Source organism: Anaerotignum neopropionicum, assembly GCF_001571775.1.
Taxonomy (GTDB): domain Bacteria; phylum Bacillota; class Clostridia; order Lachnospirales; family Anaerotignaceae; genus Chakrabartyella; species Chakrabartyella neopropionicum.
Genome location: NZ_LRVM01000001.1, coordinates 154,018 through 179,627, shown reverse-complemented (window position 1 = coordinate 179,627; position 25,610 = coordinate 154,018). Strand labels below are relative to the sequence as shown.

22 protein-coding genes, 1 other RNA gene and 1 riboswitch are annotated in these 25,610 nt (G+C 43.0%); of the genes, 21 read left to right on the top strand and 2 right to left on the bottom strand.

Annotation, left to right across the window (positions count from 1 at the left end; translation table 11 throughout):
• Positions 1–280: 280 nt before the first annotated feature.
• The 8 genes from CLNEO_RS00920 (at position 281) to recR (ending at position 6,690) form a co-directional block, all read left to right on the top strand.
• Positions 281–865: a nucleoside recognition domain-containing protein gene (locus CLNEO_RS00920; RefSeq protein ID WP_334292142.1), complete on the top strand. Its 585-nt coding sequence runs from the start codon at positions 281–283 to the stop codon at positions 863–865.
• 4 nt (positions 866–869) lie between these two features.
• On the top strand, positions 870–1,403 hold the full coding sequence (locus CLNEO_RS00915; RefSeq protein WP_066083548.1) for a spore maturation protein: 534 nt from the start codon (positions 870–872) through the stop codon (positions 1,401–1,403).
• 154 nt (positions 1,404–1,557) lie between these two features.
• Complete coding sequence (locus tag CLNEO_RS00910; protein ID WP_066083547.1) at positions 1,558–2,877, top strand: FG-GAP repeat domain-containing protein; 1,320 nt, start codon at positions 1,558–1,560, stop codon at positions 2,875–2,877.
• Between the two features lie 19 nt (positions 2,878–2,896).
• On the top strand, positions 2,897–3,376 hold the full coding sequence (gene tadA / locus CLNEO_RS00905; protein WP_066083545.1) for a tRNA adenosine(34) deaminase TadA: 480 nt from the start codon (positions 2,897–2,899) through the stop codon (positions 3,374–3,376).
• Positions 3,377–3,473: 97 nt separating this feature from the next.
• Positions 3,474–3,737: signal recognition particle sRNA large type (gene ffs / locus CLNEO_RS00900), an RNA gene on the top strand.
• A gap of 339 nt (positions 3,738–4,076) precedes the next feature.
• Positions 4,077–5,669, top strand: a complete 1,593-nt coding sequence (gene dnaX / locus CLNEO_RS00890) for a DNA polymerase III subunit gamma/tau (protein WP_066083539.1) — start codon at positions 4,077–4,079, stop codon at positions 5,667–5,669.
• Positions 5,670–5,741: 72 nt separating this feature from the next.
• A complete protein-coding gene (locus tag CLNEO_RS00885) occupies positions 5,742–6,077 on the top strand; it encodes a YbaB/EbfC family nucleoid-associated protein (protein ID WP_066083537.1) in 336 nt (111 codons plus the stop codon).
• A 16-nt stretch (positions 6,078–6,093) separates the two neighbouring features.
• Complete coding sequence (recR, locus tag CLNEO_RS00880; protein WP_066083533.1) at positions 6,094–6,690, top strand: recombination mediator RecR; 597 nt, start codon at positions 6,094–6,096, stop codon at positions 6,688–6,690.
• A 307-nt stretch (positions 6,691–6,997) separates the two neighbouring features.
• Here recR and CLNEO_RS00875 read toward each other — a convergent pair whose 3' ends face one another.
• Positions 6,998–7,483: a threonine/serine exporter family protein gene (locus CLNEO_RS00875; protein ID WP_066083531.1), complete on the bottom strand. Its 486-nt coding sequence runs from the start codon at positions 7,481–7,483 to the stop codon at positions 6,998–7,000.
• Positions 7,484–7,498: 15 nt separating this feature from the next.
• Positions 7,499–8,251, bottom strand: a complete 753-nt coding sequence (locus tag CLNEO_RS00870; RefSeq protein ID WP_066083529.1) for a threonine/serine exporter family protein — start codon at positions 8,249–8,251, stop codon at positions 7,499–7,501.
• A gap of 181 nt (positions 8,252–8,432) precedes the next feature.
• Positions 8,433–8,541, top strand: a riboswitch (TPP riboswitch).
• A 222-nt stretch (positions 8,542–8,763) separates the two neighbouring features.
• Here CLNEO_RS00870 and tenA point away from each other — a divergent pair.
• The 13 genes from tenA (at position 8,764) to CLNEO_RS00805 (ending at position 25,559) form a co-directional block, all read left to right on the top strand.
• Entirely contained in the window at positions 8,764–9,429 is a 666-nt protein-coding gene (gene tenA, locus CLNEO_RS00865) for a thiaminase II (protein WP_066083528.1), read from the top strand.
• Between the two features lie 16 nt (positions 9,430–9,445).
• On the top strand, positions 9,446–10,201 hold the full coding sequence (locus CLNEO_RS00860; RefSeq protein ID WP_066083527.1) for an ABC transporter ATP-binding protein: 756 nt from the start codon (positions 9,446–9,448) through the stop codon (positions 10,199–10,201).
• Positions 10,198–10,941 (top strand): ABC transporter permease, encoded by a 744-nt coding sequence (locus CLNEO_RS00855; protein ID WP_066083525.1) that lies wholly within the window; start codon positions 10,198–10,200, stop codon positions 10,939–10,941. The genes CLNEO_RS00860 and CLNEO_RS00855 overlap by 4 nt, the downstream gene beginning before the upstream one ends.
• Positions 10,942–10,943: 2 nt before the next feature.
• Positions 10,944–11,978: an ABC transporter substrate-binding protein gene (locus tag CLNEO_RS00850; RefSeq protein ID WP_066083521.1), complete on the top strand. Its 1,035-nt coding sequence runs from the start codon at positions 10,944–10,946 to the stop codon at positions 11,976–11,978.
• A 31-nt stretch (positions 11,979–12,009) separates the two neighbouring features.
• Entirely contained in the window at positions 12,010–12,222 is a 213-nt protein-coding gene (locus CLNEO_RS00845; protein ID WP_066083519.1) for a hypothetical protein, read from the top strand.
• Positions 12,223–12,786: 564 nt separating this feature from the next.
• Positions 12,787–13,539 (top strand): SDR family NAD(P)-dependent oxidoreductase, encoded by a 753-nt coding sequence (locus CLNEO_RS00840; protein ID WP_066083516.1) that lies wholly within the window; start codon positions 12,787–12,789, stop codon positions 13,537–13,539.
• A gap of 6 nt (positions 13,540–13,545) precedes the next feature.
• Positions 13,546–14,391, top strand: coding sequence for a YihY/virulence factor BrkB family protein (locus tag CLNEO_RS00835; protein ID WP_066083513.1), 846 nt, complete (start codon positions 13,546–13,548; stop codon positions 14,389–14,391).
• A gap of 646 nt (positions 14,392–15,037) precedes the next feature.
• A complete protein-coding gene (locus CLNEO_RS00830; protein ID WP_066083511.1) occupies positions 15,038–17,269 on the top strand; it encodes a copper amine oxidase N-terminal domain-containing protein in 2,232 nt (743 codons plus the stop codon).
• 676 nt (positions 17,270–17,945) lie between these two features.
• Positions 17,946–20,354, top strand: a complete 2,409-nt coding sequence (locus CLNEO_RS00825; protein ID WP_066083508.1) for a copper amine oxidase N-terminal domain-containing protein — start codon at positions 17,946–17,948, stop codon at positions 20,352–20,354.
• 216 nt (positions 20,355–20,570) lie between these two features.
• The gene (locus tag CLNEO_RS00820; protein WP_066083506.1) at positions 20,571–21,752 is read left to right on the top strand and encodes a TolC family protein; all 1,182 of its coding nucleotides are present in this window, start codon (positions 20,571–20,573) and stop codon (positions 21,750–21,752) included.
• 167 nt (positions 21,753–21,919) lie between these two features.
• Positions 21,920–23,392: a spore germination protein gene (locus CLNEO_RS00815; protein WP_066083504.1), complete on the top strand. Its 1,473-nt coding sequence runs from the start codon at positions 21,920–21,922 to the stop codon at positions 23,390–23,392.
• A 3-nt stretch (positions 23,393–23,395) separates the two neighbouring features.
• Positions 23,396–24,499 carry a GerAB/ArcD/ProY family transporter gene (locus CLNEO_RS00810; RefSeq protein WP_066083502.1) on the top strand — a complete coding sequence of 368 codons (1,104 nt, stop codon included), beginning with the start codon at positions 23,396–23,398 and terminating at the stop codon, positions 24,497–24,499.
• The gene (locus tag CLNEO_RS00805; protein ID WP_066083501.1) at positions 24,492–25,559 is read left to right on the top strand and encodes a Ger(x)C family spore germination protein; all 1,068 of its coding nucleotides are present in this window, start codon (positions 24,492–24,494) and stop codon (positions 25,557–25,559) included. Before CLNEO_RS00810 ends, CLNEO_RS00805 begins: the two co-directional genes overlap by 8 nt.
• Positions 25,560–25,610 lie beyond the last annotated feature (51 nt).

Here is a 25,610-nt window from a genome sequence, read left to right as displayed (position 1 = left end):
GCTGTAACTTAAGAAAGAGTTTAGCATGAAATTTGACAAATTACAACAAAAAATTACTGGGAACATAAGGAAAAATCCAAAAATTTGAAATTTTTTAAGATAATCAAAAATATTTGAGAAACAGGGGGTTCTGATCAATTATAATTTTATTTTTGGTATACATAACACTGTGTTATTGGTACGTTTTTTAAAAGGAAAATTTTGAATTTTGGAAAAGCTTCTGACATGAACCCACAGGGTACAAGCATAGAATAAAAGAACAGAATTAAAAGAACAGGAGGTGAGGGCATTGCTGGATGCGATATGGGGATTTTTTATCATAGGCGGAATTTTAACCGGGGCGGCCTTGGGGCGCATGGATATGGTTACGGCGGCGGTTATAAGCGGCGGCAAAAGTGCCGTAGAGTTGGCAATTACTATGGGTGGCGTGGTGGCCATGTGGTCTGGGGTATTAAAAATAGCGGAAAAAGGCGGCATGATTGACAGCCTATCGGTAAAACTAACGCCGGCCATGGATTTTTTATTCCCCTCGGTACCCAGGAACCATAAGGCCAGACAATATATTGCGGCCAATTTTGCCGCAAATTTTTTGGGCTTGGGGTGGGCGGCTACGCCGGCAGGGCTTATGGCAATGAAGGAGCTGCAAAAGCTAAATAAAGAAAAGGAATGTGCCACAGGAGCAATGTGCATGTTTCTTACGATAAATATGTCCTCCTTACAGCTGGTTACGGTAAATATTTTGGCGTATCGTACGGAATTCGGTTCTCAAGCACCGGCGGAAATTGTGGGGGTGGGTATTGTGGCTACACTCATCACCACCCTCGTAGGAATGCTTGCGGCAAAAATAATGGATAAGGTGGGGTGAAAAAATGCGGCTGCTATTGGTAATTTCCGACTTTATTATCCCTGTTACGGTTTTATTTATCGTATGCTTTGGATGCTTAAAAAAAGTAAAAATATATGAAACTTTTCTGGAGGGGGCAAAAGATGGGCTGAAAACAGTGGTTGAAATTCTGCCCACATTAATTGGTTTAATTGTTGCTGTGGAGGTGTTTCGTTCCGGAGGGCTTTTGGATATTTTGACAAATTTTATCCGCCCTTTGGCCCAGAGAGTGGGGTTTCCTGCGGAATTGGCACCGCTTAGCCTAATACGATTGGTTTCCTCCTCGGCGGCCACAGGGCTTTTGCTGGATATTTTCCGCAATTTTGGGCCAGATTCCTTTTTGGGACGGGTTTCTTCCGTTATGATGAGCTGCACGGAAACGGTGTTTTACACCATGAGCCTGTATTTTTTATCCGTAGGTATAAGAAAGACGCGATATACCCTTCCCTGCGCTTTACTTGCTAATTTTGCAGGGGTTATTGCCGCTGTTCTTCTGGTGGGAATGGCTTTTGGAAAATGAAATTGAAAAATGTAAGGACTTATTATATAATAGAGAACAAATGGATGCATAAGGATGGCAAGAAACATAGGAAAATATAAAAGGTTTTCCGCAGGGCCCCGTTTTACTTAGGATAAAAACGAAGTCTTAACAAGCCTTTGAGAGGAATGAGATCATGAAAAAAACGATTTGTCTGTTGGTGGGATTATGTTTATTTTGCATGACAGGTTGCAGCAATGATAAAAAGGATCAAAGTATAAGCTTATCCGCCGCAGAGCAAGAGGCCTATCTTAAGCAAATTGATGGTGTGATGGATGAATTTTATTGGAGCTATGATAAAGACAGCCTAACCTTCCGCGGCGGCGAGGTTCCCGAGGACAACCAGGACAATGCCCTTTTGTTTACTGCTTCCCAGGATGCAGGATATTCGCTGAAGGCTGTTTCGGGCAGCCAATGCATCATGGCCATGGCCAAACTGCTGCATTACAACGGGGATGGGGCAGGGGAATTAAATTGTATTTTTGTAAATAAGCAGCTTGTAGGGATATATTATATTGGCGGTTACAAGGACGAGCCCTATAGCTTGCGAGAGAGAAATCCGTTTTTGGCAAATGGAAATTTTACTGCCTATGAAAACTGGACGGGTATGAACACCCAATATAGAGAATACAGCGGAAATTTACCGGCAGACGGCTTTGTGACAAAAAGCTCCGACAGCGTTGCTGCGTCCATACAAAATGACAGGGTGGAGCTGTATCGCCTTTGGGGCAATACAATCAGCAGACTGCGTACTATAACACCGCAGGGTGGATTGGGAGCCATCTCTGCTGCTTATGTGGAAACCGATGATGAGGAGTTTCTTGCGGTGCTTATGGCAGAAAAGACGGAGAAGAACGCTGGAGAGGATGCTTTGTTGACGGAAAAAGTGGTTTTTTATGATTCCTCCTCACGCTCTGTGTCGGAAATTTCTTTGGAGAGTGAAGGCTGCGCGGCATTAGCCTCGGAAAACGGAAAGCTGTTTGTGTTTACGGGACAGGCAATGGAGACCTATGAAATGGGAGAAGACGGCTGGCAAAGAACGCGACGGGAAATTCTGCGCCACAGAGTAACCCAGTGCCAAATTACGGATTTGGATGGAAATGGGGTTATGGAATATCTCATGACCGATGGCATGGATTTATATGTATATCAGCACTTGGAAACGGGATTATTAAAGCTTTGGAGCACCCATTTGGGGGTGGAAAGCCTGTATGGTTCTTTATACAGTGGAGATTTAAATGGCGATGGGGTGAAGGAGATTTATATTTGTGATGCCACAGGAACCACCATCCGTTATATTTTAACGGAGCGTGGACTGCGTTCTTCCAATGAGGATATTCAATATGGACAGGCAATTTATCCTTGCGACTGGAATGGCGATGGCATAGATGACTATTGGAATATAGCAGACGGGGAAGACGGAAGAGGCAGCCTATTTCTCTCTCAAACCCGTTAGGATTAGGAAAGGAAGCAGGATGGAAGATTCTGAGAAATTTATGAAAGAGGCACTGCTGGAAGCCCAAAAAGCCTTTGATGCAGGTGAAGTGCCCATAGGGGCGGTTATGGTGAGAGATGGGGAAATCATTGCCCGTGGCTATAATTTACGAAATACCGCAAAAAATCCCCTGCGTCATGCGGAAATGGATGCCATTAACAAGGCGGCAGATATTGTTGGGGATTGGCGGCTGGAGGACTGCACGCTTTATGTTACCGTTGAGCCGTGCCCCATGTGTTCGGGAGCCATTGTGCAGGCAAGAATACCAAAGGTAGTTTTTGGTACAAGAAACAGTAAGGCAGGCTGTGCAGGTTCTATTTTAAACATTCTAAACGAGCCGAGATTTAACCATCAGGTGGCTGTGGAGGAAGGGATTTTGCAGGAGGAGTGCAGCGAATTAATGCGCTTATTTTTTAGAAGGTTTCGGAAAAATGGCACGTCCTTGTTGACAGAAAAATAAAAAACGGTTATACTAATAAGGCTATTTCAGATGAAGGATATAATATTTCAGATGAAGGATATAATTTGGAATAGAAAAAATAATTTTGGTAATATTTCCGTGCTAGCCGGGGAGGCAGCGGTGCCCTGTACTCACAATCCGCTATAGTGAGGGTGATGTCTGTTCTCGGTACAGCGCTTGACAGCCTGCCCGTGGAAAACGGCGTTGATGCTTTGGTCTTACGCAATAGGAGCCTGTGAATCGTGTCAGGGTCGGAAGGCAGCAGCACTAAGCAGTCTACTTCTGTGTGTTGTAAGGGTGCTGAGGAGGAGTCGTGGAACACGGTAACGTGTTGGGCGTTGTAACAAAAACAGATGCACGGATTCCTATAAAAATCCTAAATGGATTGTTTCAAAAAAATATGAAAAGGCAGAGATCAGTTTACTGGTACCTGCTTTTTTTTCTTGAGACAAGGACAAGGTCAAAACCTTGAGGGTTTTGCCCTCAAACACCCACAAGGGTTGCACCCTTGACCCACCTGAACCCGCATAGAATGCGGGTTCTATAAAAGTTTTTGGTCTTGCTTTTTACAAAAAGCAAGTAGGTTTGGGCAAAGCCCAAGGTCTTGAACTTATTTGGGCAAAGCCCAAGGTCTTGAACTTTGCTTTTCATTTTTTCAGCAATATGGTATACTGACGTAAGAATAAAAAGGAGGCAGACCATGTCTTATACGGCGCTATATAGAAAATTCAGACCCAATACTTTTGCCGGTGTGATTGGACAAGAGCATATTGTAAAAACGCTGAAAAACCAAATCAAAACAGGAAGGGTTTCCCATGCCTATTTGTTTTGCGGCACAAGAGGGACAGGTAAAACCTCCACCGCAAAAATATTTTCCCGTGCCATCAACTGCCTTTCTCCCACCCAAGAGGGGGAGCCTTGCAACGAATGTGCCCTATGCAGGGATATTTTGCAAGGCAGAAGCATGAATGTCATGGAAATTGATGCAGCCTCCAATAACAGTGTGGATAATGTACGGGAAATCAGAGAGGAAGTAAAATATCCGCCCACAGAGGGATATTATAAGGTTTATATTATTGACGAGGTGCATATGCTTTCCAATAGTGCGTTTAATGCATTATTAAAAACCCTGGAGGAACCTCCTGCCCACGTTATTTTTATTTTGGCAACAACAGACCCCCAAAAGGTGCCTGCCACTATTCTTTCTCGGTGTCAGCGGTTTGATTTCAGAAGGATTACCACGGAGGATATTGCTAAAACCCTCATGGGCTATTTGGCGGAGGAGGGACAGCACATTACCCCCGAAGCAGTGCGTTATGTGGCGCAGCTAGGGGATGGCTCCATGCGTGATTCCTTAAGCATTTTGGATCAATGCCTTGCTTTTTACAGCGGGGAGCAGGTTACGCTGGAGATGGTTTTGGATGTGATGGGTGCGGTGGATCAAACGGTGCTGTTTGAAATGACAAAGGCGCTGGGCAAAAAGGACAGCCACCGTGTCATGGAGCTGGTGGAGGAGATGCTCCTCTCCGGCAGAGATATTAAACAGTTTGTTTCCGAATATTTAACACATCTGCGTAATTTTTTAATGGTGGTAACCATTGGTGATGCAGCGGCAGTGTTGGATCTTTCCGGTGAAAGTTTGGAGCGTTTAAAGGGGTGCGGTGCGTTTTTGTCCCCCCAGGAAGCCATTTTTTTCATCGAACGCTTCTCTTATTTGCAAAGTGATATGCGTTACAGTGCCAACGAGCGGATTTTGTTGGAGGTTGAGCTTTTGCGCCTGTGCTCTCCGTGGACACAAACGGATGTAACTGCCCTGGCTGCAAGAATTGCAGGCTTGGAGCGGCAGGTTGCCCAAGGGGTGAAGGTTCAAGTGCAGCCGTCAGAGGGCAAGGCAGAAAAACAGGAAAGGCCAAAGCCCAAGAAAAAGCCACCTGCCCTTCCAGAGGACAGGAAAAAATTAAAAGAGGAATGGCCTTTATTGCGTAACGAGGTGGAGGACCCCATTTTAAAAAGTCAGTTAAAGCAGATTGAGCTTGCTTTTAAAGAGGATGATTGCGTTTATTTGGTTTGTGCCTATGCTGCTTTGGCGGATATGCTGCATAAAAACATGGAAAAAATTGAAGCCTTGATAGAAAAAGCAATGGGCAAGGCCTTTGAGCTGCGAACCGTCTCCAAAGAGGAGTACGACCGCTGGTATGAAGCAACCTATGGCAAGGCGGAGGATAGGGCCAAGGATGCTGAATTTGCAAGCCTTTTGGGCAGCTATTTCCCTGGGGCGGATTTTGAAGAGTAAAAGGCTTGCATGGAATAGGTGTTTTATTATAGAATAATAGAAATAGATGATAAATTTAGGAGGAATCGAACAATGGCAAAAGGTGGTTTTCCCGGAATGGGCGGCATGAATATGAATAATTTAATGAAGCAGGCGCAGAAAATGCAAAAGCAGATGCAGGAAAAGCAGGAGGAGCTGGCGGAAAGAACGTTGGAGATGACCAGCGGCGGTGGTGCAGTGAAGGTGGTTATTACAGGCAAGAAGGAAATCAAGGAATTAAAGCTGAACCCCGATGTAGTAGATCCCGACGATGTGGAGATGCTGGAGGATTTAATTATGTCTGCTGTAAATGAGGCAATCCGTCAGGTAGAGGAAATGTATAACAACGAAATGGGCAGAATGTCCGGCGGCATGGGCATGGGCTTCTGATAAAAAGAGGGATCATATGAATTATTACGGAAATCCCGTTACAAGATTGATTGAGGAATTGGCGGCTTTACCCGGAATCGGCGCAAAATCGGCGCAAAGGCTTGCGTTTCACATGATTCACATGCCAAGGGATGAGGTTGCCGCTTTATCCCAGGCGATTTTGGAGGCAAGGGATAAGGTACGCTACTGTACTGTTTGCTGCAACTTAACGGAGGAGGAAGTTTGCCCTATTTGCGCAAATTTAAAAAGGGATCATAGTTTGATTATGGTGGTGGAGGACCCACGGGATATGGCGGCTTACGAGCGAACCAAGGAGTTCCACGGGGTATACCATGTGTTGCATGGGGCAATTTCACCCATGACCGGCATGACACCTCAGGATATTCGCATTAAGGAATTAATCCGTCGTATGGACGATACGGTGCAGGAGGTTATCCTTGCCACAAATCCCAATGTTGAGGGGGAGGCTACGGCCATGTACATCAGCAAGCTTTTAAAGCCATTAGGGGTCAAGGTGACGAGAATTGCAAACGGTGTGCCCGTAGGCGGAGATTTGGAATATGTGGATGAAATAACCCTTTCCCGTGCCTTAGAGGGCAGGCGAGAGCTGTAAAGACAAACCTTAAGACAAAGACTTTGGGCGCCGGGTCAGGAATTTTGCTACGCAAAACCATCACCGTGTGATGGCAGCGTTTTCTTCGCTGTTCCATCCCAAACCTGCTTGCTTTTTGCAAAAAGCTAGACCAAAACTTTAATTGGCTTCGCCCGACGATAAAGGGTGCCGCAATAAAAAACAAAGAGGGGCAGACATTCGTCTGCCCCTAAATTAATGGGTCAAGGGTGAAATCCTTGTAGGCGTTTGAGGGCAAAGCCCTCAAGGTCTTGCTCTTGACCTTTTCTTTAGTTTGACCGCAAAGCCCTCAAGGTCTTGCCTTTGCCTTTACCCTTTTCTTTGCTTTTTTTTGCCGTTTTGGAATAATCTCGAAGAAGGAATAGGGTAGGGCTAGAATTAGGATAGAGCCTGCGCCAATTGCCCCTGCCAGCTTTAACCCCAGTAAAATATTGGAATAGGTTTCCAGAACCTGGCCACTTAAGGCAGTGGCCATGGTGTTGTATACCATAGTACCGGGCACCAGTGGCATAATCCCCGGAATATGATAAAGGGTCGAAGGCGCCTGCCTGTGATAAGAAGCAAAACGGGAAAAAGTGGCAACAACCGCAGTGGAAATTAAGGTGGCCATGGTAGGATTTAAGTTTAGCGTGAGCACAGCGTATAAAAACCAGCTGATGCCCCCGGAAAGGCCGCAGAAAACCAATTCCTTTTTCGGTGCATCAAAAACAACGGAAAAAGCAATACAGGCCCAAAAGGCCATAAACGCTTCGAATAATATGGTAAGAAAAGTCATTTTGGATATCCTCCCTTAGCTTCCCCAAATTGTAATGCCAAAGCCGACGCCACCGGCAATGGAAAAGGCAATCAATAGAGTTTCTACCATTTTTGCGGTGCCGCTGATTAAATGCCCTTCCATAATATCTCGAATGCTGTTGGTCATGGTCATGCCCGGCAATAACGGCATAATACTACCAATGATAATCATATTAACCCCTGCAGTGGGTACTATTTTATGAAAAACAGTAGCGCCCGCACCTGCAATAAACCCTCCAATCATACAGCTGAAAAAATAAGGCAACTTTGATTTTCTGCTGTATTTTAATAAAACACCAATCATTAACCCGAAAATAAACGCAGCCAAAGCGTCGATGATAGCACCGTTTAAAACCAAGGTAAAGCCGGCACAAGCAACCCCGGAACAAATAATTCGTGTAAGGGGCGAATAGACCGAGGCCTCATTCACTTCTTTTAGCCGCATTGATGCCTTCTCTAAGGATAGCTGTCCGGAAACAAAGGCCCTGGAAACTTCGTTTACGGAACAAATTTTACCAAAGTTCACCGAGCGATTGTAGATCCCTCTGGTGAGGGAGAGGGAGCCGTATGTGTCGCTTGAAACGCTGGCAATTAAAAAGGTACTCATCGCCAGTGCCTCAACCCCTGTGGGGTGATTGACGGATAGAATGCGATGCATGGTATCCTGTACTCGATGGGTTTCTGCGCCGCTAGAAAGCATAATCTCTCCCGCGTCCAAAGCAAGTTTTAAAAGCTTATTATCATCCATTTTTTTATAAATACCTCCCACGAAACAGGAATGATTTCCAGTAAGATTGTAATCTACAGTTTAATTTCTTTTTTTAAAAATGCAAGGATTTTTTTATTAACTTTGTTCTTTTTGCAAACCAGAGATAATTATATTTACAAGTCTGGTATTTTATACTATAATAAAATTTATACAACTAAATAATAAAGGCTGGGGGTGCTTTGATTCGTCGAAGCTGAGAGGAATTTTCTTTCCAACCCTTTGAACTTGATGTGGTTAGCACCAACGGAGGGAAGCAAATTTTTATTTGAAAGCGCAAGGTCTTTCCCTATTTTGGGAAAGGCTTTTTTGTTTGCAAATTTTCTCTGGGGACGATTACCTTTATTCTATAGAATTTATTGTATTTTTGCAATGCTTGCGTTGAATTAAAATATTTATGAAGGCTTACATAAAAATAGTTAGGCTGTTTGCGAATAAAGACGTTCCCATAACCTTGCCGATGAAACATCTAATTTAACGAAAGGAGAAATAGAATGAAATTAACAGATCGGTTGTATGAAGAAGTAAAGGATATTTGGAAGGGATACCTTACGCAGACCTTTGTAAAGGAATTGGGCGAAGGCACTCTAGGGGAGGATCGCTTCCGTTTTTACATGGTACAGGACTACTGCTATTTATTGCAATACGCCAAGGTGTTTGCCTTGGGGATTGTAAAGGCGGAGGAGGAACCCTTAATGCGCCGTTTTGCCTCTATGGTGCATGATACACTGGATGGGGAAATGGATGTGCATAAAATTTATATGAAGCGCTTGGGCATTACAAATGAGGAAATTGCGTCAGCAAAAATTGCCTTGGCAAATCAGTCTTACACCTCTTATATGCTGGATATTGCCTATAAAGGCGATATTTTGGATGTTTTGGTGGCGGTATTATCCTGCGCATGGAGCTATCAAATGATTGGTGAGCACCTGAGAACAATCCCCGGGGCGCTGGAACATCCTCTTTATGGCGAGTGGGTGAGCGGCTATTCTTCTGAGGCGTATATCCAAAGCGTAAAGGATATTATGGATGCGGTGGACGAAATTGGGGCTGATATTTCTCCCAAAAAGGAAGTCTATATCAAAGAAATCATGAGAAAATGCAGTCTATACGAAAGAGATTTTTGGGAAATGGCCTACCATATGGATATGGGGGACTAAAAAGGAGTGAGGCGTGATGCTGCGGTTTGAAGGTGTATCCTTCCGTTATCCGGAGGATGAATTGGGTATGGTGGAGAACTTGTCTTTTCAAGTGGCAGACGGTGAGTTTGTTGCCATTATCGGTGCCAGCGGCTGCGGAAAAAGTACGGTTTTTCGTTTAATCAATGGATTGGAGCGGCCCGATGGCGGAAAAATTTTGGTGGATGAAAAGCCCATTGAAACCATAAAAAATTACAGTGCCTTTATGCCCCAAAAGGATTTGCTTTTTCCATGGCGCAGCGTGGAAAAAAATGTTTCTCTGCCCATGGAGCTTGGAAAGGTACCCATGGGGGAACAGGAAAAACGGGCGGCGCTGGTTTTGGAGCAGGTGGGCTTGGCAGATTATGCAAAAAAATACCCCAAGGATTTATCCGGCGGCATGAAGCAAAGGGTTTCCTTTGCCAGAACCCTTCTTTCCGGGGCGGATATGCTTTTATTGGACGAGCCCTTTAGCGCCTTGGATTATCTCACAAGGGTGGAAATGCAGGAATGGCTGCTTGCGCAGTGGGCCCATTACCATAAAACCATTTTATTTATTACCCATGATGTGGAGGAAGCCATTTTTTTGGCAAAGAGAATATACATCATTCAAGATGCAAGACCCTTCACCCAAATGGAATCTATTGAGGTGCCCTTGGGCTACCCAAGAAACCGTGAGGCTTTAAAACAAGGGGAAATTGTGGAGTTAAAGGAAAGCCTGATTGGAAAGCTTAGAAGGAGCGTGAGCCTATGAAAAAAAACTTGCCTTCTGTGCTGCTGGTGCTTGTTTTATTGCTGCTTTGGCAGGGTGCCGCCATGGGAATTAATGCGGCGTATATTTTGCCCTCGCCTACGGGGATATTGGTACGCCTGTGGGAGCTTCGGGTGCCGTTGTTTAAGGTGCATTTGCCTGCAACCATGGGGGTAACCGCCCTTGGACTTTTAATTTCCATAGGCTTGGGACTGTTATTGGCAATTTCCATGGATTGGAACCCTAAGCTGGAAAAGGCGTTATATCCCGTCATTGTGGCATCACAGACCATCCCCACCACTGCCATTGCGCCGTTATTTATCCTTTGGTTTGGATACTCTATTTGGAGCAAGGTTTTGGTGACGATTTTGATGACCTTTTTCCCCATCGCCATTACGGTGTTTGATGGGTTTAAGTCCACAAAACGTGAAATGGAGGAATTGTTGTTTACTTATGGCGCTACGAAAAAGGATATTTTCCTAAAGCTGAAGCTGCCTACGGCTTTGCCCCATTTTTTCTCTGCCATCAAAATGGCAATCCCCCTCAGCGTGATTGGGGCGGCCATTGCCGAGTGGCTGGGTGCGCAAAAGGGCTTGGGCTATTTTAGCAAACGAATGATGACTCAGTTGGATGGCGCAGGGGTGTTTGCGCCGGTGGTATTGCTTTCTGTTGTGGCGATGCTGACGGTTTGGGTAATTACTATTGTAGAAAATAAATTAATTACATGGAGAAAGGAAATTTGACAATGAAAAAAAGATTATTTGCGTTTTTAATGACAGCCATTATGGCGGTGGGTACTGTTGGCTGTACCAGCAGCAGTAAGAATGCCGACGGTAATACAGGAGATATCAATGAAAATGGACAACAAAAATTGGAGGACTTTTCCATCGTTTTGGACTGGTATCCCAATGCCATTCACAGCTTTTTGTATACGGGGATTGAAAAGGGCTATTTTGCCGAGGAGGGCTTGAATTTGGTGATTAATTTCCCTTCCAACGTGAACGACGGTATTTCCTTACCTGCCGCAGGAAAGGCGGATTTGGGTATTTATTATTTGCAGGATGCAATTTTAACGGCAACGGAGGAAAACGTCCCCATTGTTTCGGTGGGTGCGCTGACACAAAGCTCTTTAAATGTTGTAGTTGCTCTAAAGGATAGCGGCATTGACGGTGCGGAGGATTTAAAGGGCAAAAAAATTGGTTATTCCGGAACGGTGCTTTCCGAGGAGCAAATTAAGTCTATGTTAAAATATGTTGGTCTTTCCGCAGATGATTGTCAATTTATTGATGTTGGCTTTGATCTTTTGACCGCCGTAACAACAGGGCAGGTGGATGCTACCATCGGCAACATGGTAAACCATGAGGTGCCCCAGTTGGAGGAAAACGGCTTTGAAATCAATTATTTCTATCCCACCGATTTTGGTGTGCCACAGCAGTATGAGTTGGTGCTTTTGGCAGGAAAGAATGCAGTGGAAAACAATCCTGAAAAAATTCAGAAATTTTTGCGTGCCTGCCAGAAAAGCTATGCAGATATGAAAGCAAACCCGGATGAAAGCCTGCAAGTTTTGCTGGATAACCAAAACGAGGAAAACTTCCCCTTGTCTAAGACGGTGGAGCAAAAGAGCATGGAAATCTTGCTTCCTGTTATGGAAACCGCAGATGCACCTTTCTTGCATCAGGAAGTAAGTGTTTGGCAGGAAAATGCGGATTGGCTTTATGATAGAGGCATTCTTTCTGAAAAAACAGATGTTTCGAATTTAATTGTAAATTTAGTGGATTAATATTACCTATTTGGGAAGTCCCACCACCTTTTTGGTGGAGGGAGCTTGCGAAAGGTATTCAGGGGAGAAAAGCATCATAGCCTACAAAGGTGTTAAAAACACCGCAAAACGCCAACGAGCCTTGGACGTTGACCCCTTCACTGCCCAAGAAAGGGCAGACGGCGAAGCCGGCTTTTGCATAGCAAAAGTGATGACCCCTTCACTGCCCAAGAAAGGGCAGACGGCGAAGCCGGCTTTTGCATAGCAAAAGTGATGACCCCATAGATATATTGATTTAGGTGGGTCGAGGGTCCCTCGTGGGTGGTTGAGGGCAAAGCCCTCAAGGTTTTGTGTTTGTCTTCAGTGGGAGGCGTTGCAAACACCTACCGTTATGCGCAAAACGATGAAATAACTTTCGAATGGCTGTGACAATGCTTGTAAAACCCTAAGTTTTGTTTCATGTACAAGATTTTTATTCAAAAAAAGGACAAAAACGAGTTGTAAAAAAGCTTCCCTACCGTTCGTGGAGAAACGTTACGAAAATCATTTATTCGTAAAAATTCCACGAGCGGTTTTTTTATTTTAGAATAGTTCCTTGTACATTTTGGAAAGCTTATAGATAGAATATGGATGCTTGGCTTAAAAAAATAATTTTCTAGTGTTCACAAGGTGTTTCCCAAATTGTTTACTTTTTTTGGCAATAAATTGATATTTTTAAAAAATACCAGTATAATACAATGATAATCCTCAGATGAAGCGGTGAAAATGCAGTCAGAATCAAGGAAACCGTTTTGAAATCAGTCAAAATAATGGAATAGGATGTGAGTTTATGAAGGCATTGATTACAGGCGCATCGGGTGGCATTGGAAGGGATATCGCCCTGATTTTAAGCCGAATGGGGTATGATTTGATTTTGGTTAGCCGGAATACAGGGAAGCTGGAGCAGGTAAAAAAGCATTTAAATACAGACGTACAAATTATTTCCGCTGATTTATCCAACGAAAAAGAGTGCTTTGACCTTTATGAAGCTGTGAAGGAACAGGGCGTTGAAATATTGGTAAATAACGCAGGTTTTGGCGTCTTTGGAACATTTTGGAAAATTCCTTTGGAACAGGAATTGAATATGCTGAATTTGAATGTTCGGGCGGTGCATATCCTCACAAAGCTATTTTTGGAGGATTTTCGCAAAAAGGATCGGGGTTATATTTTAAATGTGGCTTCCTCGGCAGGTTTTTTGGCTGGACCTTTAATGGCAACCTATTATGCTACAAAAAACTATGTCTTAAGGCTTACGGAAGCCATTTATGAGGAATTGCGCAAGGATGGAAGCAATGTGCATATTTCTGCCCTTTGCCCCGGGCCTGTGGATACAGGGTTTAATGACAGGGCAGGGGTGAAGTTCGCTCTTCCTGGCTTGCGCTCCCTTGATGTGGCGAAGTATGCTGTAGAGGGAATGTTTGCAAAAAAGCCGGTCTTGATTCCCGGTATTGCCATGAAGTTGGCACTTCTTGGCGAAAAATTTCTGGGTGAAAAAACCCTGTTGAAAGCGGCTTACTACTTTCAGCATAAAAAGAAGGGCTGATAACCTATGCGGGAGAACCTATTAGCCAAGGCGGATCGCCCTTGGAAACGAGTGTTTTTTTATACCTTTGATGGGTATTTTGTCAATGAAATCGGCAAGACGGCTGCATCCTTAACCTATTATTTTATATTTGCCATTTTTCCGTTTTTGATTTTCATCAGCTCCCTTTTGGGTTTTTTGCAGTTACCCATGATCTCAGTGGAGGGAGATGCTTCCGCATTGCTGCCGGTGGATGTGGTAACGCTGATTAATTTAACCATCGCCCATATGACCGAAACCAGCAGCGGCGCATGGCTTACCTTCGGGCTGGCCTTTACCGTTTGGTTTCCGCTGCGGGCGGTTATGAGCCTGGTTGGTGCAATCAACCGAATTTATGGGGGCGAAAAAGCCCGGAGGCATACCAAGCGCATTGTATTCCTTACGGTTCTAATTATTGTTTTTGTGCCGGCGCTTCTGGTGATTTTGCTGATTAGCCAAAGCGTATTGGAGTTTCTCAGTATTTTTATCCCCATGGCGGAAAACTTTATTGAGCTTTGGACAAAAATACGTTTTTTGCCCATTTCTCTTGGGGTGTTGTTTTTAATTTGCGGTGTTTATTTTTTATCGCCCAACACACGACCGCAAAAAAGATTTGTTCTCCCCGGGGCGTTTTTATCCACGGCGGCATGGGTGCTTTTTTCCGCAGGCTTTGCCCATTATGTGGATCATGCGGGAAAATACTCGGTGATCTACGGTTCCATCAGTGCCATTATAGCGTTTTTAATATGGCTTAATATCAGCGTGGTTGCCTTGCTCATGGGGGCGGTTTTTAATCAGGCATTGCGCAACGAATTTGAAAAAAAGAGGTTCTAGTTGGATTTTTTTCCTTAGAACCTCTTTTTTTATAAGTATTTTATCTAAAGCATCCACTTTCCTATCTATATTATCAATTCGTAAAAATGCAAAAGCAATTCTCTCAAAAAAAATAAATTTCCAAAGCGTTTAGGTACAGCGAATAATAAAATAAAACGCAGCTAGTTACCATAATATCAAAAATGTAAATATTAATATGTTATTATCTTATTATTGGATAATTTACGTAAATAATGAAAAAAATAGTTAAAATGATTAAAAATAGCAATTAAAACAAATAAATTATGTAAATAATTTAAAATAAAACCATATATTTGCTTGAAATGTTACAAATCTTTCGGCAATATTTCAACAGCGTTACAGTTACATTACAACTTGACATAATCTATTGCGTAATCCTTAGAAGCTTCGTATAATGAGCAGGCAAAGTAAATTTCGCTTTCGATGCTTCAAAGCAACGCTTTGGGCGATTAATCGGCGCAACAAGGTTTTTTTGTGGAATGGGTGCTAAAAAAACGGCGTGGCAAAGGTTGTCAAACAGAGTGTTGTGGCGAAGCAGTCTAAAGAAGGATTGAAATGCATTCGTTTTATAATTATGCAACGAAAACGAAAAAAAAGTACATAATTTCTAAGGAGGAATGCAACGATGAAGAAAATAGTTTCTTTTGTAATGGCTGCAGCTATGGTTACTTCTCTTATTCCCGCAACGGCGTTTGCGGCAGGCGAAGTTACTGCTACAGCAAAAGTAGTCGACGCTTTGAAAAAAAGCGAAGGCTTTAACGGTGCTATCACAGGAGTAGATACACCCGAATTGCAGTTAAAGGTTACCGGTGTGGATTACCGTGTATCCGGTGGCGCAACACCCACAGTTGATGTAACAGTATCTTTGGGCAATGCAGAATTTGTAGCAGCAGATGATGTAGCGCTTGAAGCTTTGGTTAACGTACCTGCGGGAATCAATGTAGCAGTAAAAGAAAGTGATAAAGACGAAGTAACTTACACCTTGGAAGGTGAATTTGCAAAAGATGATATTATTGCAATTCAGCTGGAATCTCAAATGACAAAGGTTAACGTTGGCAGAACAGCAACTGTATCCGTAGATTCCAAAATGGTAACAGCAGACGATTTAGTTTATGCTTCCGTTTTGGCAAAAGGTATCGAAGCTTCTGTTAGAAAAACAGCAACCGTAGCAGTTGACGAAGTAGCAGAGCTGGACAGCAAGGGCTTGACAATCAAACCTTCTGTAGCTGGTTCCTTTGCAGTAGGTACAGAGTTTACATTGAAGCTTTCCAAGGGCTTTGAATTTGCAAACAGTACTTTAGCAGGCTATGCTGACTGGTCTATCGATGGCAGCGAAGCTACCTTCACATCTATTTCTAATGAAGAATTTACTTTGACAGGCATCAAAATCGAAGCTACAACAGCTAAGGTTGGCGATGTTGCAACAATTAGAGCAACAGCGAAAAACGTTGGTTCTGCTTCCGTAGAAGTAGCCACAGTTGTTGATTACAAAGTAACTCTTTCCGTTGATGAAGACGAAGACATCCCTGTAATCTACAGTGGTACAGACGTAGACAACACAGGCTTGACAGATGATTCCGATCATATGACATTGGAAATTACAGCAGAAGAATCTTTCCCTGGCGCATGGTCCATGAGACAGGGCTTTGACTTCACATTGCCTGAAGGCGTTTATGTAACAGGTGTAGACGTAATTGAATCAGAAAACTTCTTGCAAAACAACGCAGCAGTTGGAACAGCTGAATGGGAAGCAGCTTTTGAAGCAGCTTACAAAAAAGGCGATTACACAACCTTTACTTTTGCAAAGAGAGTATTTGACGATGTAAACACAAACTTGGCTTCCGATCCTGCAAGCGTAACCTTCCAGTTAGAATTGGTAGCTGATCCTACCTTCGAAGGCGACGTAGTATTGGGCTTTGAAGGCGCTTTGGTTGATTCTCAGGAAGTAACCGTAGCAAAATTTGTAAAACCTTACACAGTTAAGGCAGAACAGAACGATGTAATCATCGACTACAGAAACACAGCAGTGAAAACACCTATCGTTATCACAGAAGCAGAAGCAGGCTTATGGGCAGCAGATGCAGCATTCACTTTGACAATAGACAAGGGCGACATGATTCAGTTTGAAGATGATGCAACCTTTGATGTAACTGGTGATTCCGATATGACCTTGAAGAACAAGAAAACAGCAAACGGTCAGCTTTCCTTCGCTGTAAAGGCTACATCTGACGAAGCAGCAACAGTAGAAATCAAAGACATTGAATTATTCATGCAAAGAAACATCCCTGCAGGCGCTTACAGCTTGAAGGTTGATACAACAATGAGCGCAGCTTACGATGCACAGGCAATCTATGCAGCAAGCGGCGACAATCAAGTAATTGATGATGTTTGCGATTACAGCAACACAGTAAAAGAAGCATTCATTAACGTAGTAACAAGCGGTAGAGATCAGGACAACCTTTTCACAACAAAAGTAGTAGTGCCTATTGGCGAATCTTACTTAATGGCTGGCGAAACAAAGGTTGAGTTGGATGTACCTTCTTACATCAGTGCAGCAGGCTACACAATGCTTCCTGTAAGAGCGGTTTCCAAGGCACTTGGTGTAAACACAAACAACGTATTGTGGAGTGCAGAAACAAGAACAATCACCATTATGTACGGACAGAGAATCATTACAATGACAGTTGGTCAGAAAACAATCCATGTAAACGGTTCCGCAATCCCTGCATCCTCCGCACCTGAAATCACAGGCGACAGAGCGTTCCTTCCTATGAGAGATTTAGCTGTAGCTTTAGGCGTAACAGACATCACATGGGATGCAGCAACAAGAACAGCAACATTGAACGGCAGCAAGTAATTTAAAGCAAGAGCAAGAGAAAGTGTAAGACCTTGAGGGCTTTGCCCTCAATCTCCCACAAGGGATTCTCCCTTGATCTATATTAAGGGGCAGACAATTGTCTGCCCCTTTTTCTATTGCGTAAATCAGCTTAAGACCCAAGGTCTTAGGCTTTTACTGGAATCCCCAGGGTGAGCTTTGCCCAGCCGAGGAAAATTGTTCTGCACCCTAAAGAAAACAGGGTGGCGGAGCCGTTTCCCTGCCGGGGGAAATGCCTTGACCCATTTCAAGACCTTTAGGTGGCAGGAACGCATCTGTTTTACCTCTGTCTACTTGAAAGAAGCTTGAACGAAGTGAGCTTTTTTCAAAAGCGAAGGGCCAGAAAAACTATATTACAGTTATGTTACATTTTGCCAATTACTATTGCCATTTTTAAAATGCGTGCGTATAATAACCTTGCATAGTAAATGGTAATGCTTTCCTATTGACAGAACAAAACAGGACGGGCGGCAAGGCAAAGGGACGGCGTTTCACTCTCCTAAATGGGTGTGAGGGTAAAGCAAAGAAACTAAGTTTTGGCAAACGAAGGGGGATGGGACGTTAGTGGCAAGGCGGAACAATTGAAATGCATTCGTTGTATAATTATAAAACGAAACAAAAACGAATACTTAATTATTTTAAAGGAGGAATGAAAACGATGAAGAAATTACTTTCTCTCGTTATGGCTGGCGCTATGGTGCTTTCCCTTGTACCTGCAACTGCATTTGCAAAGGGCGAAGTTACTGCAACAGCTAAGGTTGTAGATGCAATCAAAAAGAACAAAGACTTTTCTGGCGTTATCGCAGGAACAGATTCACCAGAATTGCAGTTGAAGGTTACAGGTGTTGATTATTTGACATCATATTCTGTAGCTCCTAAATTGGATGTAACAGTTTCTTTGGATAATGCTGAATTTACAGCAGTATTAGACGCTCTTTCTGCTGCAAGTGTTAAAAACGTATCTGCTTTAGATCCTGCTGATTTAACTGCTTTGGCTGGTGACTTGGAAGATTTAGTTACTTACATCCCTGATGATGATAATACGATGGGAGCTTCTGATTGGCAAATCATAATCGATGAAAGCAGCATTGCTAAGGATGAATTTAAGTTTACAATTACAGGTGATGGTGGAACTCCTGAAGAATTTAGACTTGTTAAAGATGACCTTTTCGTAATTCAGTTAGAGTCCACAATGACAAAAACTACAAACGGCACAAAGGCTACTGTATCTGTTGATTCCAAGGCTGTATCCGTTGACGATTTGGTATACTGCACAATCGTTGATACAGGCATCACAGCTTCCGTTAAGAAGACAGTAGATATCGCTGAAGACGAAGTAACAACTTTGAGTGATAAAGGCATTAAAATTAAAACTGCTGTTGGAAACTTCAACAACCCTCAGTACTTTGAATTAAAGCTGTCCAGCGGCTTTGAATTCAGCAAAGTAAAAGATGGTGGCGATTATGAATTTGACACCATTAATGGCAACAAAGTTTTAATGTTATACACAGGTGCTGGCGATGAATTTACAATCGAAGGTGGAGACATCGAAATCGAAGCTACCTCCGCTAAATCCGGCGCAGTTGCTACATTGACAATTAAAGCAATTAAAACTGACTTTGATGGTGACGCTGTTTCTAATACATTCAGCGCAACAGCAAGCATTGAAGTAGCTAAGGTTGTTGATTACAAAGTAAGCCTTACAGTTGATGAAGACGAAGATGTTCCTGTAATCTACAGCGGCGTTAACGTTGACAACTATGGTTTGACAGATGATTCCGATCACTGGTCTTTGGAAGTAACAGCGAAAGAATCTTTCCCTGGCGCTTGGTCCATGAGACAGGGCTTTAACTTCAACTTGCCTGACGGCGTTTATGTAACAGATGTTGAATTGGTAGATCATGACAACTTCTTGTACAGCGGCGACCCTGCAACTGATACACAATGGGAAGATGCATTTGAAAAAGCTTACAAGGATGGCGGTTTCAAAAACTTCGAATTCAAGAAGAGAGTATTTGACGATGTTAATACAACATTGGAATCCGATCCTGCAGAATTGTCCTTCAAGCTTCAGTTAGTAGCTGATCCTACTTTCGAAGGTGATGTAACATTAGCACTTGAAGGTGGTTTGCTTGATACTCAGTCCGTAACAATCGCTAAATTTGTAAAACCTTACACAGTTAAGGCAGAACAGAACGATGTAATCATTGATTACAGAAATACAGCAATTGATACACCTATCGTTATCACAGAAGCTGAAGCTGGCTTGTGGGCTAAAGAAAAAGCAGCATTCGGCTTTGCTATTGAAACAGGTTGGATTGAATTTGAAGCTGACCCTACTTTCGGTGTAGACAGCAGCTCTGATATGGAATTGAAGAGCAAAAAGGCTGATAAGGGTACTTTGACCTTCACAGTTAAGACTGAATCCGATTCCGCAGCAACAATCACAATTTCCGATATGGAACTGTTCATGAACAGAAGCATCCCTGCAGGTGCTTATGATTTGGTAGTTATGACATCCATGTCCGGTAAGTATGTTGATCAGGCTATTTATGCTGCAGCTCTTGATGCTGATACAGACGACATTAGTGATGTTTCCGATTACGACGATGAAGACGGCGTTACAGTAAAAGAAGCATTCGTTAACGTAGTAACAGCTGGTGTTGACAAGAACAACATGTTCACAACAAAGGTAGTAGTACCTGTTGGCGAATCTTACTTGGTAGCTGGTTCTACTAAGATTGAATTGGATGCACCTGCATACATCAGCGCAGCTGGTTACACCATGCTTCCTGTAAGAGCAGTATCCAAGGCTCTTGGCGTAGACACAAACAACGTATTGTGGAGCGCTGAAACAAGAACAGTAACAATTATGTATGCTCAGAGAATCATCACTATGACTGTTGGTCAGAAGACAGTATATGTAAATGGTTCCGCTATCCCTACATCCGCAGCTCCTGAAATCACAAACGGCAGAACATACTTGCCTTTGAGAGATTTAGGTACAGCTTTGGGCGTAACAAACGTAAACTGGGATGCAGCTACAAAGACAGCTACATTGAACTAATCAATCGTAACTGAATAAATTAAGCTTGAGGGCTTTGCCTTTAAGTTCCCGGAAGGGGCAGACGTTGTCTGCCTCTTCTTTTTTGTTCAAAAAATGGGAAATAATAAAATACACTAAAGAAATGATTAAGAAATCCTTAACCTGCTGGTATTTTTTAAAAACTATGGTATAATTAGTTTTATTATAAAAACAAGTGCAATCCAAGGAGGATATACCATGAAAAAAAGAATGAGGAGCGGGAAAGGTACCTTAGCGATAGTACTTTCGGTGGCTCTTTTTGGCACAACGGCATATGGCGCCCAAGCCCCTTCTACCGTGGAGGCGGCAGCAACCCAGGCAGAGCAGACAACCCCCCATTTAACCTATGAGGAAGCTTTGAAAAAAGCTAAAAATCATAGCGTTGACTTGAGGGATTTGCAGAAGACAACGGATTTTTTACAAGAATCAAAGGAAGATATATGGGATAAGGTGGGCAATTTTTCTGTGCCAATCTATGACTATCAACAATGGGTGAATGATGCGGTTTTTGCTTACACCTCCGCAATTTATACCACAGATAGCAGTATGACAAAAAATAAGTATGCAACCCAAATTACAAATTTAGCGTTGGAGGCAACCTTGAAAAGCACATTTTCCTCCATCATAGAAAATGAAAACAATTTGAAATTATTGAAGGAAACAAGTGAAATACAAGGAACCCTATATGAACAGGGAAAAACGAAATTTGGCTTGGGTCTGATTAGTCAGTATCAGTTGGATCAGCTGAAGGCGAGTTATGAAACAAGCAAGACAAACGTGTATCAATTGGAAAGAACCTTGGAACAGATGTATATGAACTTGAATGATTTAATGGGCGAGGCGGTAGATAAAAAATATACACTGGAGTATGAAGTGGAATTTGAGCCTTATGTTTTGCCAAGCTCTATGGAAGCATATATAAATGCGGCGCTGAAAAAGGATTATTCCATTTTGTTAAAGGAACAAGCCATAGAGGATGCAAAGTTTAAACAAAACTATTTGTCGGAAGAGGATAACTCTAATAATAAAAGTAACAAATTTTCCTATGAATCAGCCCAGCGAGAGTTAAAAGCGGCGAAGCAGGATAAGGAAATTGCCATTCGCAATGCTTATGTGCAGCTGCAGCAGGCAGAGGTTAATTATAATCAGGCAAAAGCAGATTTGGCACTGGCACAGGCGGATTTAAAAACCGCTGAAGTAAATTATAAGGTGGGTAATATTACAGAGCTTACTTTAACGCAGGCGCAATTAGGGGTAACACAAAAGGAACTTGCTTTGGAAAAAATAGTTTTTGCATATGATATGCAGGTATTTACGTTTAAAAATACCAGCTTGATGAGCGGTAGCTCCCCAAGTAGCAACTCCGCAAGTGCATCATAAATTCCTGCCCAAAAATTGTTTAGGTAAAACGAAGCGTGATTTCCAGTATATGAAAACGTCCATAATAAATATGGGCGTTTTTTTATTGCAAAAAAAGAAAGAAGCCTATTACAAGTATAGTTTTTGGAATCTATGGAAAAATAAGCAAAAGGAAAGGCGGTGGATATATGCAGATTTCTAAAAATCTGTCGGAAAATATAATTGCCATCAAGGAAGCATTTCGTGATTGTGGCGATGTTGTGATGCGTGAGTTTGTTGTGGGAAGTGGAAAATCAAGAATTTTTATGATTTATACCGATAATATTGTGGATGGGAATACCATAGAAGATTTTATCATGACAAACTTGATGAGCCGTTATCGGGAATGCAACGAAAACGGGATGTTAGACGTTTTCATGGAGGACATTATTGCCATAGGCGAATTGAGCAAAATTACGGAGCTTACCCAGGCGTATGATGCGGTTTTATTGGGGGATACGGTGCTTTTTATGGAGGGCAATGCTTTTGCCCTGCAGGCATCCACCAAGGGGTTTCCCTCCCGCGGGGTAAATCAGGCGCAAACTGAGGTAGTTGTGTTGGGGCCAAAGGATGCTTTTTTGGAGGTAATGGCTACCAACATTGTATTGATCCGTCGTCGAATTCGGGACACCAATTTAAAGCTAAAGCGGAAAAAAATTGGTACAAGAAGTAAAACGGATGCCGCCTTGATGTATATGGAGGACTTGGTGCGGCCGGAAACCTTAAAAATCGTTGAGAAACAGTTGGAAACCATAAATGTGGATGGGGTTTTGGATAGTGGCTATGTGGAGCAGCTTATGGAAAAACGCTGGCTTTCTCCATTTCCTCAATTGCAGATGACCGAACGGCCAGACAAAGCCGCCTCTGCCCTATTGGAGGGGCGAATTGTTTTGGTAATTGATAATACGCCTGTTGTTATCATGCTGCCTGTAACGCTGAATGTATTTTTTCAAGCCGCTGAGGATTATTATGACCGCTGGGAGATCATGAGCTTTATTCGTGCCATACGCTATGTGGCGGCGGTGGTTGCCATTGCCTTGCCAGGCCTTTATATCGCCTTATCGGTATATCATCCCTCATTGATTCCTACAGCTTTGGCCATAAAAATTGCGGCTACAAGGCAAAATATTCCCTTTTCCGTGGTGGGAGAGGTTATCATTATGGAACTTGCCTTTGAGCTTTTGCGGGAAGCGGGCATACGATTGCCCTCTCCTGTAAGCTCCACCATTGGCATTGTTGGCGGTATTATTATTGGGTCAGCGGCAGTGGAGGCGGGAATTGTCAGCCCCGCAGTTGTAATTGTTTCAGCACTTACGGGCATTTGTTCTTTTGTAATTCCTAATATTTCTCTGGTTTCAGGGCTGAGGTTGAGCAAATATTTGGCAGTTTTTTTATCGGCAATCTTCGGGCTGTTTGGTCTTTGGATCGCCTTATTGCTGGTGCTTGCCCATTTGTGCAGCCTAACCTCCTACGGAATCCCTTTTATGTACCCATTTTGCTCCGCATCTGTCAATGATGACATAGACTGGGAGGACACCATTTATCGTTTGCCTTTGCATAAAATGAAGCGTCGGCCCATCTTTACAAAGCCATCGGCAAGAGGGCGAAAGGGAGGAGAATAAATTATGTTTGCAGAAAATGAAAAAATTTCTGTGCGACAGCTGCAAACCATGCTTTTGTTGTATTATTTTGGGACTGCAGTCTTGTTTTTGCCCAGTGAAGCTGCAATTTCCGCAGGCAATAGCTGTTGGATTGTTACGATACTTTGGGGTGTTGCATCGGCGGTGGTTGCTGTTTTTTTGGCTTATCTGGGGGAAAGGCATCCTACCTATACAGCGGTGGAATGGTATAAAAACTCATTTGGCAGGGTGCTGGGCACTGTTTTATCCTTTGGATTGGCGGCAAAAATTGCATTTGACGGCGCTCTGGAGCTTCGCGTGTTTTGTGATATTATTTCCTCTTCCATGCTGCCCCGAACGCCCTTATGGCTGATTATCTTGCTTACCCTCTTTTTATGCGTTATGACTGCCCTCCATGGCACAGAATGCAGCGCAAGAGCAGCGGAAATTTTGTTTTTGGCTGTGTTTGTACCACTAATTTTTGTATTAATATTTGTGGCAATTTCTACTGGTTATCATCGGGTTTTGCCGGTACAAATACCTAATTTTGAAGAACTTAGAAAAGGTGTGCCCTTTTTTGGGCAAATGTTTCAAGGCCTAATTATATTTCTTTTTGTATTTCCCAATTTGCAAAAAAGGAGGCATTTTTGCAGGCGAATTTGCCTAACCAGTTTGTTGGCCACAGGGGTTCTCGGCAGCATTGTTTTTCTATCCTTGGCTGTTTACGGCGCCGGGGTTTTGTCGGAAAAAATGCTGCCAACGCTGCAAATGATGGAGCGAGTCAGCTTTTCGGGAATCTTTTTGGGGCGGCAGGATTTATTTTTGCTTTGGCTTTGGATGGTTACAGTGTTTCTTTATGTAGCCATACTTTTATTTTTCGGTATGGAGCTTTGCACACGGGTTTTTAAAACCAAAAGACAACAAAGGAATCGGTGGCTTTTTTTATGGGTACCCTTGCTATTTATTGTGGCGCTTTTTCCCAAGGATATGGCGGCGGCTTACTGGGTCAGGCTAAAAGTATCGCCATGGCTCAACGGCATATTTTTCATACTTTTGCCACTCATTACGTTTTTCATTGATGCAGTGAAAGGGAGGGGCAAACATGAATAAATGGAAATTAATTATTTTAACGGTATTGCCTCTTTTTATGGCAACGGGTTGCTGGGATAAACGAGATCCCGAGGACAGGGAATATATGTTAACCATGGGGATTGACTTAGGGGACGAGGGATATGTTATTTCCTTCGCGCCGGCAAAAACAAATGAAAAGGACCCCGAGAAAATGGTTTGTACAGGAAACACTTTGGCTGATGCCATTGCCAATAATGATAGCCAAAATTCACGAAAAACAGAATTGGGTCAGATGAAAATGATTGTCCTTGGGAAAAGCATTTTAGAGGATAAAGAGGGGCTTACTTCCATGCTGGAGGAGTTAAAGCGCAGCCAGGAAATTTCCAAAAAAGTGACGGTTTTGGGTACGGGCGCAACAGCAGAGGAATGTATCCAGGCAATTATGGAGGCGGATGACGGAACAGGTCTTTTTCTCTGGGAGTTTTTTAAAAATACAGCAAAAGAGGTGGGCGTTACCAAGGGTTTGGATATGGATACCTTTTTCACAGAACTTAAACAGCAACAGGGTGCTTGCGTTTTACCAAGGATTGAATTGTCCGAGGAAGGGCTTCATCTGGGGGGCGGCGTTGCAGTAGCAAACATGGAATTTGTCGCTTTCTTAAACGATAAAGAAGAGCAGGGGTATTTATTCTTACTGGGCGAGGCGGAAGGCGCAGTTTTAGAGGCAGAAGAGGATGGAAAAAAAATTCCACTGAAAATTGTAAACAGCAAAGTAAAGTATGATTTTGAGCCCCAAAAGGATGGCAAGACAACCTGCCGTATCCGTTTAAAATTATATGGAAACCTCTTAGGAAACGGAAACTCCGATGCCTTTTCCCAACAGAGTGCAGAGAAATTGGAAAAGCTTTTTACACAAATTGTGAAAGAGCAAGTAGAAAATACAATGAAAATTGCCCAGGAGCAAGAAACGGCAGAATTTCTTGGCTTTGCGGAGCGTTTGCGACAGGAAAATCCGGAGTACTCTGGAGATTTTTGGAGTGAGGTAACTGTTTCCATTGAACCGGAGCTGAAAATTCGAGATACAGGAAGAATTCGCTGATTAAAAAATGGAAAATTTGGTAATCATCCTAATAACAAAGAAAAAAAGGGT

Excerpts from the sequence above, each read along its gene's own strand:
- CLNEO_RS00915 (WP_066083548.1), top strand. The coding sequence starts at position 870 with ATGCGGCTGCTATTGGTAATTTCCGACTTTATTATCCCTGTTACGGTT.
- CLNEO_RS00910 (WP_066083547.1), top strand. The coding sequence starts at position 1,558 with ATGAAAAAAACGATTTGTCTGTTGGTGGGATTATGTTTATTTTGCATG.
- tadA (WP_066083545.1), top strand. The coding sequence starts at position 2,897 with ATGGAAGATTCTGAGAAATTTATGAAAGAGGCACTGCTGGAAGCCCAA.
- dnaX (WP_066083539.1), top strand. The coding sequence starts at position 4,077 with ATGTCTTATACGGCGCTATATAGAAAATTCAGACCCAATACTTTTGCC.
- CLNEO_RS00885 (WP_066083537.1), top strand. The coding sequence starts at position 5,742 with ATGGCAAAAGGTGGTTTTCCCGGAATGGGCGGCATGAATATGAATAAT.
- recR (WP_066083533.1), top strand. The coding sequence starts at position 6,094 with ATGAATTATTACGGAAATCCCGTTACAAGATTGATTGAGGAATTGGCG.
- CLNEO_RS00875 (WP_066083531.1), bottom strand. The coding sequence starts at position 7,483 with ATGACTTTTCTTACCATATTATTCGAAGCGTTTATGGCCTTTTGGGCC.
- CLNEO_RS00870 (WP_066083529.1), bottom strand. The coding sequence starts at position 8,251 with ATGGATGATAATAAGCTTTTAAAACTTGCTTTGGACGCGGGAGAGATT.
- tenA (WP_066083528.1), top strand. The coding sequence starts at position 8,764 with ATGAAATTAACAGATCGGTTGTATGAAGAAGTAAAGGATATTTGGAAG.
- CLNEO_RS00860 (WP_066083527.1), top strand. The coding sequence starts at position 9,446 with ATGCTGCGGTTTGAAGGTGTATCCTTCCGTTATCCGGAGGATGAATTG.
- CLNEO_RS00855 (WP_066083525.1), top strand. The coding sequence starts at position 10,198 with ATGAAAAAAAACTTGCCTTCTGTGCTGCTGGTGCTTGTTTTATTGCTG.
- CLNEO_RS00850 (WP_066083521.1), top strand. The coding sequence starts at position 10,944 with ATGAAAAAAAGATTATTTGCGTTTTTAATGACAGCCATTATGGCGGTG.
- CLNEO_RS00840 (WP_066083516.1), top strand. The coding sequence starts at position 12,787 with ATGAAGGCATTGATTACAGGCGCATCGGGTGGCATTGGAAGGGATATC.
- CLNEO_RS00835 (WP_066083513.1), top strand. The coding sequence starts at position 13,546 with ATGCGGGAGAACCTATTAGCCAAGGCGGATCGCCCTTGGAAACGAGTG.
- CLNEO_RS00830 (WP_066083511.1), top strand. The coding sequence starts at position 15,038 with ATGAAGAAAATAGTTTCTTTTGTAATGGCTGCAGCTATGGTTACTTCT.
- CLNEO_RS00825 (WP_066083508.1), top strand. The coding sequence starts at position 17,946 with ATGAAGAAATTACTTTCTCTCGTTATGGCTGGCGCTATGGTGCTTTCC.
- CLNEO_RS00820 (WP_066083506.1), top strand. The coding sequence starts at position 20,571 with ATGAAAAAAAGAATGAGGAGCGGGAAAGGTACCTTAGCGATAGTACTT.
- CLNEO_RS00815 (WP_066083504.1), top strand. The coding sequence starts at position 21,920 with ATGCAGATTTCTAAAAATCTGTCGGAAAATATAATTGCCATCAAGGAA.
- CLNEO_RS00810 (WP_066083502.1), top strand. The coding sequence starts at position 23,396 with ATGTTTGCAGAAAATGAAAAAATTTCTGTGCGACAGCTGCAAACCATG.
- CLNEO_RS00805 (WP_066083501.1), top strand. The coding sequence starts at position 24,492 with ATGAATAAATGGAAATTAATTATTTTAACGGTATTGCCTCTTTTTATG.